Genomic DNA, 12209 nt, shown 5'->3' with positions numbered 1-12209 from the left:
GCCCAATTGGGTATCTGCTCGGTAAACTCCTGCAATAGTTCTTGTAGGCGACGTTTCGGTCATCATCACAAGGATGGGGAAAGCTGCGAGGCAGCGCAGGACATCGCGCGCTTTTCCGTCATTCACGCTTCCGCGCGCAGCTCGATTGCCAGCATTTCACCGGTCGCACACAGCACGTCCCCCGCGTGCAGGCTGAGCGCCACGCGCACCTTGCGCCCTTCCACGCTCTGCAGTTCACCACGCACCAGCAATTCGACGCCTTGCGGAGTCGGGTTCTTGAAATCCACCTTCAGCGATGCCGTCACGAAACGCGGTGGTTCGCTTTGCTCCTCGATCGCTGCACCACGTTCACGCACTGCAAATGCCGCAGCGGAGGCGGTTCCGTGGCAATCCAGCAGCGACGCGATCATGCCGCCATACACGTGGCCAGGCACGCCTCCGCTGTATTGCATTCCAGGCGTGAAGCGCGCTTGCGAGATTCCTTCGCGCAGGTAGCTCTTGAGTTGATACCCCGCCGGATTCCCGTGTCCACAACCGTAGCAGTGTGCGTACTTGGGCGGGTAGCAATCCTGAATCGCCTTCATTCCATCCTCCTGTCACTTGTTGAGCTGCGGGCCGTCACAGGAGGCCCAAGCAGAGCATAGAACCGGGGATTTGAAAAAAAACTCAATTGAGCATGAAGATGGCCGGAAACATACTTCAGCAAGATGGCTGGCGGATGCGTGGACGAATGCCTGCCAGACAGCCCATTCTTGAAGTTGGAAGGACGGCAAACGATGCCAGAACAAGCGAACGAGGGAGCGTTGAGCGGAATCCGGATACTGGATCTCTCTCGTATCCTCGCAGGTCCCAGTGCAACGCAATTGCTGGGGGATCTGGGTGCAGACGTGATCAAGGTCGAGCGCCCCGATGAGGGCGACGATACCCGCAAGTGGGGGCCGCCCTACATTGCCGATCGTGATGGCAGCCCCACGAACGAAAGCGCCTACTATCTCGCGGCAAACCGCAACAAGCGCTCCATCGCCATCGACATCGCGAGCGAAGAAGGCCGGGAACTCATTCACCGGCTGCTGGCCAAGGCCGACGTGCTGGTCGAGAACTACAAGGCTGGCGGCCTGGCCAAATACGGTCTGTCCTACGAACAGCTGCGCGAACGCTATCCGCGACTGATCTACTGCTCCATCACGGGCTTCGGTCACACCGGCCCCTACGCCAGCAGGCCGGGCTACGATTTTCTCATCCAGGGCATGGGGGGCATCATGAGCCTGACCGGCGTGCCGAACGGAGAGCCCATGAAGGTGGGCGTGGGCATCGCCGATGTGATGACCGGCATGTACGCGACGGTCGGCATGCTGGCGGCGCTGCAGCATCGCGACAGAACAGGCCAGGGGCAGCACATCGACATCTCGCTGCTGGATACGCAGATCGCCTGGCTGGTCAATGCGGGCACCAATTATCTGGCCGAGCGCAAACTGCCGACCCGGCTGGGCAACGGACATCCCAACATCGTGCCCTATCAGGTGTTCCCCACCGCAGACTCGCCGATGATTCTCGCGGTCGGCAACGACGCGCAGTTTCGTCGCTTCTGCCAGGTGGCGCAGGCCGATGCGCTCGCCGACGATCCGCGTTACGCCACCAATGTGCAGCGCATCGCCCATCGCGAGGCACTGGTCGATCAGGTCGCCGAGCTGCTGAAGAAGCATCCACGCAGCCATTGGCTGCAGGAGCTCGAAGCGGCGGGTGTGCCCTGCGGGCCGGTGAACGATCTGGACGATGTCTTCAGCGATCCCCACGTCATTGCACGCGGCGCCGAACTGCGCATGCCCTGCGCCTGGGCGGAGGGCGGAGAGATCAGCCTGCTGGCGAATCCGCTGAAGATGTCCGTCACGCCGCCGAGCTACCGACGCCCTCCCCCGCGCCTGAACGAACACGAGCAAAGCGTGCTGTGCGATTGGCTCGGCGAGCCCTGAATTTTTCAAAGAACTCCATTCATAGAACTCCATTCATCTTTCTTCCGGAGACTCCTCATGTACGAACTTACCAAAGAACAATTCGACCTTCAGGCACGCGCACGTGAGCTTGCACAGACGGCCTTTGCGCCGACGGCCGCCGAGACGGACCGCACCGAGCAATATCCCTGGGACAACATTTCCAAGCTGCGCGATGCAGGCTTCATGGGAATGACGCTTCCCAAGCGCGCGGGCGGCCAGGGCCTCAGCTATCTGGACGCGGTCATCGTCGTCGAGGAAATGGCCAAGGCCTGCGCGACCATGGGCCGCATCACCGTGGAAGCCAACATGGGGGCCATCGGTGCGATCGCCACTTACGGCACGCCCGAGCAACTGAACATGGCGGCCGAGCTGGTGCTGGGTGGCGACAAGCCCGCCATCTGCATCTCCGAGCCCAATGCCGGAAGCGCAGCGAGCGAGATGGCCACACGCGCCGATCGCAAGGGCGATGAATACATCCTCAACGGCGAAAAATACTGGATCACCGGCGGCGGCGTGTCCAATCTGCATCTCATCTTCGCACGCGTCTTCGACGACGGCGTGGACCAGGGTGTGGGCGCGTTCATCTGCGTGCGTGACCGCACTCCGGCCGACCAGCTGGTCATTGGACGCCGCCTCTACGCCATGGGCGTTCGCGGCATTCCCGAGACGCATCTGGAGTTCCGCAATCTGCGTGTGCACAAGTCCATGCTGGTGGTTCCGCCAGGCGGGCTCAAGCGCGGCTTCGCTTCGCTGATGAACGCCTACAATGCGCAGCGCGTCGGCGCCGGCACCGTGGCTCTGGGCATTGCGCAGGGTGCCTTCGAGGAAGGCATGGCCTATCTGAAGACACGTGAACAGTTCGGTCGTCCCATCGCCGAATTCCAAGGATTGCAGTGGATGCTGGCCGACATGTCCACCCAACTGGAGGCGGCGCGTCTGATGCTTCGCCACGCAGCAGCCAGCGGCGAGCATTTCCCGGACCTCGACAAGGCCGCACGCGCCAAGATCATGGCCGCCGAAACCGCCAACAAGGTCACCAACGATGCGCTGCAGTTCTACGGTTCTTCGGGCTACGGACGCCACAATCCCATGGAGCGCCATGTGCGCGATGCCCGCATGTTCACCATCGCTGGCGGCACCGCGCAGATCCTGCGCACGCAGGTCGCCTCCAAGCTGCTGAACATGAAGCTGCCGCAGACCCGCGATGGATACGCCGCTCAGGCCAAGTCCTGAACAGACAGACCTCGCGCATTTCACACTCGAACAACACGGAGACCCACCCATGATTGACATGCCAGCCAAGTTCCAGCAATTCATCACCGACTTCACCAAAGTGATCGACCAGCACCACGGAGACGAACCCACCATCCTGGAGAAAGGCGGAGCGGTGCTCAAGCAGCTGATCGAGACCGACGACTGGCTTCCAGAGCGCTATGCCAAGCCCGATCCCCAGTACTACCAGCAGTACCTGCTGCATGCGGATCCGCAGGACCGCTTCTCGGTGGTGAGCTTCGTCTGGGGCCCGGGCCAGAAGACGCCAGTGCACAACCACACAGTCTGGGCTCTGATCGGCATGATGCGCGGATGCGAAGTCGGCGAATTGTTCGAGTACGCGGAAGACGGCAACAGCATGCGCTCGCTGGGTTCGGAGCAGCTCAACCCGGGCGATGTGGACTGCGTATCGCCCACCATTGGCGACATTCACCGCGTCTCCAATCTCTACGAGGACCGCGTGTCCATCAGCATCCACGTCTACGGCGGCAACATCGGTCGCATCTCGCGGCACGTGTTCGTCGTGGAAACCGGTGAGCGCAAGCCCTTCATCTCCGGCTACTCCAACGAAGCGGAATTGAAGGCCGCCTGAAGCCAACAGCGCTCCCGGAAATCGTGCGCGCCCTGCCGCGCATCGCCTTTGTCCGACGTTGATCGTGTACCATCCAAGCGCTTCCATATGGCATGGAAGCGCTTGATGACCAACGCGACGCACGCAGTGCTGCATCGGTGAACGCAAAGGGAGACAGACACTGTGAATCTGGGTGGCAAGCAGGACTATCCGACGCTCAAGCAACTCGAGCTGCTGCTCGCTCTGGTGCAGTCGGATGGCATCTCCAGCGCAGGCGCCAAGCTGGGCCTGTCGCCATCGGCCACCAGCCACGCCCTGCGTGCCCTGGAATCCGCACTCGGTGCCCAGCTCATCGACCGCAGTGCCCCCGGAGCACCGCTGACCTACGCCGGCGAACGCATTCTTCCGCTGGCCAAGGAAGTCTTCGCCTCGATGCAGCTGATGAAGTCCATCGCGCGCTCGGACGCGGACCTCAAGACAGGGCAGCTCTACATAGGCTCTTTCGGTGCCAGCGGCACGCTCAGGGCGCTTCCTCCGATCCTCAAATCCTTTCGCCTGAAGCATCCCGGTGTCGATGTGCACATCATCGAAAAGCCAGAGGAACAGACCAGTCTCGATCTGATGGAGCACCGCATCGAACTGGCGGTTGTCCCGCTGCCCAAACTCGAACTGGAGACACAGACACTCGCCATGGACGAGCTCGTCGCCGTTCTGCCCGATGGCCACCCGCTCGCACGGGAGGACGTGGTGCAGCTGAGCGCGCTGATGGAGTACCCATTTTTGCTCACCCGCGCAGGATCCAAACCACTGATCTACCGGCTGCTGCTCAAGCACGATCTCAAGCCGCGCATCGCGCACGAACTGCACCAGATCACCTCGATACTGCAGTATGTCGCGGACGGTCACGGCGTGTCGATACTGGCCCGGCTCGCGTTGCCCGACGCCATACCCGGCATCGTCTACAAGCCGCTCACGCCCACCACGCAACGCTACATCGCGCTGGCCTGCCAGAACTCCAACCGACTCTCGCCAGTGGCCCGCGCGTTCTGGAACGAGGCCGCGCGCATCGGTTGACCGAGCGGCGCTCAACGCGCCATTCGGTGAGTCACGAGAAGACCTCCTGCGACATGAAAACTGACGCCTGATTGCGCGCCATCCGCGACGCGTTTGCATCCTTTAAAAATATCCAGTTTCAGCCTCAAGAAAAGCTAGCCAACGGTCTCGCTGCATTCAATACATTGTGATCACGGAACGACTTCGCGCACCTCATCGGGCAAGAACGCGAAGCACCGGGTTCAACATGCGTTCAGAATCTAAGGAGACATTGGTGAAGCGCACTTTTCTGTCAGCGGCCCTCATTGCGGCCAGCATTCTCACCATCGGCACACAGGTCGCCGCACAGGACTTCCCCAAGAAGGGCAAGGCCATCAACCTGATCGTTCCATTCGCGCCAGGAGGCGCTTCGGACATCCTCGCGCGTCTGATCGGGCAAAAGCTCAACGAGCAATGGGAAACACCCGTCATCGTGCAGAACAAGCCCGGTGGCGACATGGTGATCGCGTTGCAGTCGGTCGCGCGTTCGGAAAAAGATGGCTACACCATTGGTCTCACCACCAGCAGCTTCGCGCTCAACAAGGTGGTCAAGAAGGACTTCCCGGTGGATCCCATCGCGGATTTCTCATTCATCGGCACCATCGGCCAGTCCCCTTATCTGCTCGCCGTCGGCTCGGACTCGAAGGTCACGAGCTTCAAGGAACTGGAAGCCGCATCACGCGTGAAGAGCAGCAACTTCAGCTACGCGTCCTGCTGCTTCGGCACCTACTTTGCGGCCGAGATGATCAAGAACGCGACCAAGCTCGATGGCGTGCATGTGCCCTACAAGGGCAGCTCGCCCGCGCTCAACGCGATCCTGTCCAAGGAAGTGGAATACATCATCGACACCACGACGGCGACCAAGCCCTTCGTCAACTCCGGCAAGCTGCGCCCGCTCATGGTGACGGGCCGCAAGCGCTCCCCGTCCTTCCCCAATGTGCCGAACATGACCGAGGCCGGCGTGCCAGGCGACTTCGAAGTGGGTGTCTGGTACGGCTTCGCCTTCCCCGCAGGCACACCGGCGGACATCGTCAAGAAGACCAACCAGGCCTTGAACAAGATTCTCGCCATGCCTGATGTGAAGGCCAAGATCGAGAGCTTCGACATCGAAGTCATGCCTTCCACGCCCGAGCAGATGACCGCGCGCGTGACCAGCGATCTGCAGTCCTACATCTCGGCGCTGAAGACCGCCAAGCTGGACTTCGGCAGCTGACGATGACGGGGTGCCGAGCGCACCCCTTTCTTCGTCACCCGCCTTCCCTCTCTTCACCGATTTCAGATGCTGGATTTATATACCTGGGGCACACCCAACGGGCACAAGGTGCACATCATGCTGGAGGAATGCGATGCGATCTGTCGCCTCCATCCTGCCGACATCAACGACAAAGAAGCCTTCGCCGCCATCATGGCGCCGCTTGGCGTCAACCGCAAGATCCCGCTGCTGATCGACAGTGGTGCACCGGATGCCGATCCGGTCACGATCTTCGAGTCCGGTGCCATCCTCATTCATCTGGCGGAGAAATACCGCCGCTTTCTGTCGCAGGACGCTCCCGAGCGCTCGGCCGCCATGCAGTGGCTAATGTTCCAGATGAGTGCCGTCGGCCCCATGATGGGACAGCTCAGCCACTTTCGGGGACGCGCCCGTTCGGCACCCGCGGGCGAGAGCCCGGATGCGTACGCGCTCGAACGCTTCGAACTTGAAGTGCGACGCATCCATTCCGTGATGGAGCGGCATCTGCAAAGCAACGCCTACTTCGCAGGCCCGCAATACTCCATCGCGGACATGGCGATCTTTCCTTGGCTACGATTGTCGGAAAAGCTGGGCATTGATGTCGCCGCCTACCCTCATCTGAAGGAGTGGCGCGAGCGCATTGCCCTGCGCCCTGCCGTGCAACGCGCACTGGCCCTTCCCGAACTCACTGAGGCGATCAAGACATGACAGCAGCCAACACATTCGATCTCATCGTCATCGGCGCAGGCTCCGGCGGCATCGCGGCATCCCGACGCGCGGCCAGCCACGGAGCCAAGGTGCTGCTGATCGAAGGCACCCGCGTGGGCGGCACCTGCGTGCTGCGTGGCTGCATTCCCAAGAAGCTCATGATGTACGCCTCGGAGATGAGCAGCGCCTTCAGCGAGGCCAGCGCCTTCGGCTGGAGCGAGGTGACATCGCAATTCGACGTCGCCCGCTGGACGCAGGCCAAGGACAACGAACTGAACCGGCTCGAGGGCGTGTATCGCCAGATGCTCGCGAACTCCGGTGTGCAGACGCTGCTCGGCCATGCGCGCATCACCGGAGAGCGCACGGTGGAGGCGAACGGCGAGACCTATCGCGCCGAGCGCATTCTGATCGCCACCGGCGGTGCGCCCTCCATCGATGGCATTCCAGGGCTGGAGCAGGCCTGGACGTCCGACGACGTCCTGCAGTTGAGTGCGCTGCCGAAGTCGCTGTTGGTGATCGGCGCAGGATACATTGCCGTCGAGTTCGCATCGATTCTCGCCCGTCTGGGCGTGCATGTGTCGATGGCCTATCGCGCCGATCTGCCACTGCGCGGCTTCGATGAGGATCTGCGCGCGCAGGCGGCGCAGGCACTCGAATCCTTGGGCGTGACGCTGCATGCCAGCGCGCGCTCCCAGGCCTTGTCGAAGCATGCCGGCGGGTTCGCACTCCGCCTCGAAGATGGCACGGAACTGCAGGCCGACGCCGTGCTCAACGCCACGGGTCGCAAGCCGAACATCCGGGGTCTGGGTCTCGAGAGCGTGGGCATAGCGACCGATGCGTCGGGAGCCATTCCCGTGGACGCCGACAGCCGCACCACGGCGCCCGGCATCTGGGCCATCGGAGACGTCACCAATCGCGTGAACCTCACCCCGGTGGCGATTGCAGAAGGCCGGGCCTTTGCGGACACCGAATTCGGCGGCCGGCACATCCAGGCCAATCACGCCAACGTGGCCAGTGCCGTCTTCTGCTCCCCGCCCATCGCGACCATCGGGCTCACGGAAGCGCAAGCCATGGAACGCGGGCCGACCGACGTCTACGTGAGCCAGTTCCGCCCCATGAAGAAGGCCTTCGTCGGCAGCCAGGAGCGGACGTACATGAAGCTCATCGTCGATCGCACGACCGATCGCGTGAGCGGCATTCACATGCTCGGAGCCGATGCACCGGAAATCATCCAGGGTCTGGCCATCGCCATCAGCGCGGGTGCCACCAAGCGCGATTTCGACAACACCATGGCGATGCATCCCACGTCGGCGGAAGAGTTCGTGCTGATGCGCGAGCCGGCACGTCGCCACGGTTGACGTTGACGTTGACGCGATCAGGAAATGCCGTGACGCCGGGGAGTGCAACCTTCCCGCGTCACATGCGCCCTCCTCAGCTGTTCCAGTCCACCGTGCTGAACGAGGACAGCAGCAGCGCGGTGAGCGCATCCTGCTCATGGGATGCCCGCGTGATCAACGATACGGGCCGCTCGAAATTGGGTAGGCGCACCACATGCAGATTGGGACTGGCGTGCCAGGCGGCGCCGCGAATCAGCGGCACGATGGAAATGCCCAGCCCCTGACTGACCAGTGCCGCAATCGCGTCCAGCGCGTTGAGCTCCATCGACGGCTTGGTCATCACGCCGCGCTTCATCAGAAACTCGTCGATCAGCTGCCCCGCCCAGGTGCTGCGCTCGAACGCGATGTAAGGCGTGGACGACTTGAAGGCCTGCACCAGATCCTGATAAGGAACCTCGGCGGGGGTGAGCAGCGCGAAGGGTTCGCTGTAGAGATAGTGGACGCTGAGGTTGGTGGGAAAGCGCTGCGGCGGCTCAGTCACGATGGCCATGTCGAGCGTCCCGCGGTTCACCTGCGTCACCAGTTCGCCCGAAATGCCGGCCATGATCTTCACCTCGAGCCCCGGGTTCTTCAGCGTCATCTCCTTGAGCAACTGCGGCAGCACGCCGCCCAGCGCACTGTTGATCACGCCCAGCGACAGAAAGCCCCCAATGGGGCCACCGCCCTTGATCGCCTTCATTTCCTCGTAGATCGAGACCATCTTCTCGGCCAGCGGCACCATTTGCCGCCCGGCCGATGTGAACTCCAGCGAGCGCTTGGTGCGCACGAACAAGGCGATGCCCAGCTCATCCTCCATGTTCTTGAGCTGAACGCTGACGGCGGCCTGGGAAAGATGCACTTTCTCAGCGGCGGCGACGATGGTTCCATTTCGATGCAGCGCCAAGAACGAGCGCAGCGATCTGATCAGCATGAAGGAGCTCCGGAAAAGGGTCGATCCCCGGACGCCGTACGGCCCGGGGACATCACACCGTGCAGAAAATCAGACGGCAGGCTTGCGCGGCAACACGCTGGCGTAGGCCGCCGGATCAATGCCCTGTTCGCTGAGCACCTCGTCGGTGTGCTGCGCGAACGCGGGCGGGCGGATGCGGTAGGTAGCGGGCGTGCGCGAGAGCTTCACGGGCGAGCCCGTACCGCGGTAGTCATCGATGTCGACGATCATGCCGCGATGGTGCGTGTGCGGATCGGCCACCACCTGATCGATGGTGCGCACGGGCCCGCAGGGCACGCCGGCGGCGACGAGCTCCTGAGACACCTGCTGGCCATCGCGCTGGGACAGCAGTGACACCAATTCATCGCGCAGCGCATCGCGGTTCATGTTGCGCGAGGCGTTGGTCAGGAAACGCTCATCCGTGCCCAGCTCGGGCTTTCCGAGCACCTTGCACAGCGTCACGAACTGGCGGTTGTTGCCCACGGCCAGGAACAGCGGAACGGTGCGGGTCTCGAACGCGTCATAAGGGCAGATGTTCGGATGGCGGTTGCCCGAGCGCTGCGGCACCTTGGCGTTCAGATAATAGTTGGGCAGATGCGGATGCAGCATCGACACGCCGGAGTCGTAGAGCGTTGCCTCGACGAACTGGCCTTCGCCGCTGCGGTTGCGCTCCTGCAGCGCCAGCAGAATGCCGATCACGCCATTCATGCCGGTGACCATGTCGATGATCGGAACCCCCATGCGCAGAGGCTCGCCCTGCGGCTCTCCGTTCACGCTCATCAGGCCCGTCATCGCCTGCACGGCGGCGTCATAACCGGGCTGTCCACCGTAGGGGCCATCGGCTCCGAAGCCGGAGATGCGGCAATGCACCAGTCGCGGAAAGCGCTTGCGCAGCTCATCACCGCCAAGGCCCCACTTCTCGAGCGTGCCGATCTTGAAGTTCTCGATGAACACGTCCGCATCTTCCAGCAGACGCAGCAGCAGTTCCTGCCCAAGCGGCTGCGTCACGTCGATGGGCACATCGCGCTTGTTGCGGTTCACGCCGATGAAGTAGCTCGCGGCATCACCCACGAACGGCGGGCCCCATGCGCGGGTCTCGTCCCCCATCGGGGGTTCCACCTTGATCACGTCCGCGCCGTGGTCCCCCAGAATCTGGCCGCAGAACGGCCCGCCCAGCACACGGCTGGCGTCGATCACGCGGATGCCCGCCAACGCGCCGGCTTTCATCTTTTCATTCTGCATGTGCAGCTATCTCCTTGGTCAGTTGTTGTGCGAAGTCGGGATAGGTTTCGCGAAGCTCATCGAGCACACGGCCACGCAGCAGCGCCAGCGTTGCGGCGTCGGGCGATGGGGTCACGCTCAGTTGCGGGTCCACATCGAACGCGAAGCCCGTCGCGGACTGGATCTCGTCCAGCGTGTGTCCCGGATGCATGTGCAACAGGCGAAAGCGCGCCTTGGACGGATCGAACATGAACAGCGCCATGCCCGTCAGCAGGGCATAGGGCCCCCCTTTGCGATACACGTCCGGCTCGCTCACGCCCGGCGCGCTGATGAAATCCACCTTGTCGACAAATACGCGCGGTGAATGCTCTTCGCGAAACAGGATCACCTTGGGAACGGTGAAGTAGAGATAGGCAGAGCCGAAGGAACCCGGCCAGCGCACCTTGGTCTGCGGATAGTCGCCAATGCCGACCAGGTTGATGTTGCCCTGTCCATCGATCTGCCCGCCCCCCAGAAAAAAGGCGTCGATGCGGCCCTGTCCGGCGCAATCGAACAGCTCTGCCGAGCCGTTGGTGAACAGGTTGTGCTTGACCGATCCCAGAATGGACAGCCGCACCGCCGGCTCGTTAGCGGCCTCCTTTTGCGCACGCAGCAGCATGGCCGCGGCGGCGGGAATCGGGGACGATGCACCCACTGCCACATGGCGCGCACCATCGAGCAGCGAGGCGATCGTGACGATCAGACGCTCACGCAAAGTCACTTCGTTCATGCATACACCTCTGCAATCCATTGCTCAAAGCCTTCCTGCGTTCTGGCCATCTGGGCGTAGCGCTGCAGCTGCGCCGTGTCCGGTGCGTACTCGCCCCACAGGCCGTAGGGCCACGCGCCCTTCTCCGCCACGGCGATGCCATCCACGTAAATGGCGGGCAGCACACCGGCCGCCGTGGTCTCGTCATCCAGCAGGCGATGCTCCACGATGCGCTCCACTGTCACGAAATTCCTGCGGCTGGCATAGGCCATGGCCGCCAGTTCACGCCTGCGGCCAATCCAGACATTGCCCTCCCGATCGGCCATCGGCGCGTGGAACACCGACACATCGGGATGCAGCGCCGGAATCGCGACCACGGGATCGGACTGCGCCGCGAACGGGTTCTGCATGACATGCCAATCCTGGCGATGCCGCAGCACGTCCGTGCCGATCAGTCCACGCAAGGTGGTGAAGGGCGACCCCTTCTGCGCCGCCATCAAACCTGCGTGGATCGCCGGGCAGGTGCTGTCCTTCATCTGGATCGACCGGTTGGCAATCGCGCGCATGAAGCACGGCGCGCCACCCGCCTCGCCCAGACTGACCGCACTGGTCTCCAGGCTGCGCACCAGCCCCGATCCGATCAGTATGTCGAACGACAGCCCGGCCGTCGGCACGCCCACCAGATCCAGATCGCGCGGCGCGCGGCGCAGCAGCGCGGGAACGATGGCCATGGGCACACCGGCGTAGTCGACGGGCATGGCAAGCCGGCAGCCATCGCTGATCTGCGCAGCGATGTCATCCACGCTCATCGGTGCCATTGTCTGTGGCATGTTGTCTCCTTTACCTTTGCTTCAAATGATCCGAGTTTCGATGGCAACGATGCCGAACGCCCGCATCCAGATCGATACGTTACCAAGCAAGCGTTGAAAAAAAACTCAATTGAGGATGAATTACCGACATTCCAGAATGACTCGAGCATGTCCGACCCCGCTCAACCCGCAGGGCTCGACTGCCGATCGCCAAGGAAACGAGACGCCAAGTCCGGAAACT

The 12209-nt window shown here is 62.6% G+C and carries 12 protein-coding genes; 7 read left to right on the top strand and 5 right to left on the bottom strand.

Features of this window, described 5'->3' with window-relative positions:
• Positions 1-122 precede the first annotated feature (122 nt).
• Positions 123-584, bottom strand: coding sequence for a PaaI family thioesterase (locus tag ISG32_RS15935; RefSeq protein WP_194772015.1), 462 nt, complete (start codon positions 582-584; stop codon positions 123-125).
• A gap of 192 nt (positions 585-776) precedes the next feature.
• Here ISG32_RS15935 and ISG32_RS15930 point away from each other — a divergent pair, with 192 nt between their 5' ends.
• The 7 genes from ISG32_RS15930 to gorA all read left to right on the top strand — a co-directional run bounded on the left by ISG32_RS15930 (position 777) and on the right by gorA (position 8223).
• On the top strand, positions 777-1970 hold the full coding sequence (locus tag ISG32_RS15930) for a CaiB/BaiF CoA transferase family protein (protein ID WP_194772014.1): 1194 nt from the start codon (positions 777-779) through the stop codon (positions 1968-1970).
• Positions 1971-2027: 57 nt separating this feature from the next.
• Positions 2028-3224 (top strand): 3-sulfinopropanoyl-CoA desulfinase, encoded by a 1197-nt coding sequence (acdA, locus tag ISG32_RS15925; RefSeq protein ID WP_194772013.1) that lies wholly within the window; start codon positions 2028-2030, stop codon positions 3222-3224.
• A 49-nt stretch (positions 3225-3273) separates the two neighbouring features.
• Positions 3274-3855 carry a cysteine dioxygenase family protein gene (locus ISG32_RS15920; protein WP_194772012.1) on the top strand — a complete coding sequence of 194 codons (582 nt, stop codon included), beginning with the start codon at positions 3274-3276 and terminating at the stop codon, positions 3853-3855.
• A gap of 162 nt (positions 3856-4017) precedes the next feature.
• Positions 4018-4908, top strand: a complete 891-nt coding sequence (locus ISG32_RS15915; protein ID WP_323745944.1) for a LysR family transcriptional regulator — start codon at positions 4018-4020, stop codon at positions 4906-4908.
• 253 nt (positions 4909-5161) lie between these two features.
• Entirely contained in the window at positions 5162-6139 is a 978-nt protein-coding gene (locus ISG32_RS15910) for a Bug family tripartite tricarboxylate transporter substrate binding protein (protein ID WP_194772011.1), read from the top strand.
• A 66-nt stretch (positions 6140-6205) separates the two neighbouring features.
• Positions 6206-6865 (top strand): glutathione binding-like protein, encoded by a 660-nt coding sequence (locus ISG32_RS15905; protein WP_194772010.1) that lies wholly within the window; start codon positions 6206-6208, stop codon positions 6863-6865.
• The gene (gene gorA / locus ISG32_RS15900; protein ID WP_194772009.1) at positions 6862-8223 is read left to right on the top strand and encodes a glutathione-disulfide reductase; all 1362 of its coding nucleotides are present in this window, start codon (positions 6862-6864) and stop codon (positions 8221-8223) included. Before ISG32_RS15905 ends, gorA begins: the two co-directional genes overlap by 4 nt.
• A 73-nt stretch (positions 8224-8296) precedes the next feature.
• Here gorA and ISG32_RS15895 read toward each other — a convergent pair whose 3' ends face one another.
• The 4 genes from ISG32_RS15895 to ISG32_RS15880 form a co-directional block, all read right to left on the bottom strand.
• Complete coding sequence (locus ISG32_RS15895) at positions 8297-9172, bottom strand: LysR family transcriptional regulator (RefSeq protein ID WP_194772008.1); 876 nt, start codon at positions 9170-9172, stop codon at positions 8297-8299.
• A gap of 69 nt (positions 9173-9241) precedes the next feature.
• Entirely contained in the window at positions 9242-10432 is a 1191-nt protein-coding gene (locus ISG32_RS15890) for a CaiB/BaiF CoA transferase family protein (protein WP_194772007.1), read from the bottom strand.
• Positions 10422-11180, bottom strand: a complete 759-nt coding sequence (locus ISG32_RS15885; protein WP_194772006.1) for a CoA-transferase — start codon at positions 11178-11180, stop codon at positions 10422-10424. Before ISG32_RS15885 ends, ISG32_RS15890 begins: the two co-directional genes overlap by 11 nt.
• Entirely contained in the window at positions 11177-11989 is an 813-nt protein-coding gene (locus ISG32_RS15880) for a CoA transferase subunit A (RefSeq protein WP_228529861.1), read from the bottom strand. The genes ISG32_RS15885 and ISG32_RS15880 overlap by 4 nt, the downstream gene beginning before the upstream one ends.
• Positions 11990-12209 lie beyond the last annotated feature (220 nt).

This window comes from Diaphorobacter caeni (genome assembly GCF_015354245.1).
Taxonomy (GTDB): Bacteria; Pseudomonadota; Gammaproteobacteria; order Burkholderiales; family Burkholderiaceae_C; genus Diaphorobacter_A; species Diaphorobacter_A caeni.
The sequence above is the reverse complement of the archived record's forward strand: the minus strand, read 5'-3'. Positions and strand labels throughout refer to the sequence as shown.

Coding starts and splice junctions, on each gene's coding strand:
- ISG32_RS15895 (WP_194772008.1), bottom strand. CDS start 9,172: ATGCTGATCAGATCGCTGCGCTCGTTCTTGGCGCTGCATCGAAATGGA.
- acdA (WP_194772013.1), top strand. CDS start 2,028: ATGTACGAACTTACCAAAGAACAATTCGACCTTCAGGCACGCGCACGT.
- gorA (WP_194772009.1), top strand. CDS start 6,862: ATGACAGCAGCCAACACATTCGATCTCATCGTCATCGGCGCAGGCTCC.
- ISG32_RS15935 (WP_194772015.1), bottom strand. CDS start 584: ATGAAGGCGATTCAGGATTGCTACCCGCCCAAGTACGCACACTGCTAC.
- ISG32_RS15880 (WP_228529861.1), bottom strand. CDS start 11,989: ATGCCACAGACAATGGCACCGATGAGCGTGGATGACATCGCTGCGCAG.
- ISG32_RS15905 (WP_194772010.1), top strand. CDS start 6,206: ATGCTGGATTTATATACCTGGGGCACACCCAACGGGCACAAGGTGCAC.
- ISG32_RS15890 (WP_194772007.1), bottom strand. CDS start 10,432: ATGCAGAATGAAAAGATGAAAGCCGGCGCGTTGGCGGGCATCCGCGTG.
- ISG32_RS15920 (WP_194772012.1), top strand. CDS start 3,274: ATGATTGACATGCCAGCCAAGTTCCAGCAATTCATCACCGACTTCACC.
- ISG32_RS15885 (WP_194772006.1), bottom strand. CDS start 11,180: ATGAACGAAGTGACTTTGCGTGAGCGTCTGATCGTCACGATCGCCTCG.
- ISG32_RS15930 (WP_194772014.1), top strand. CDS start 777: ATGCCAGAACAAGCGAACGAGGGAGCGTTGAGCGGAATCCGGATACTG.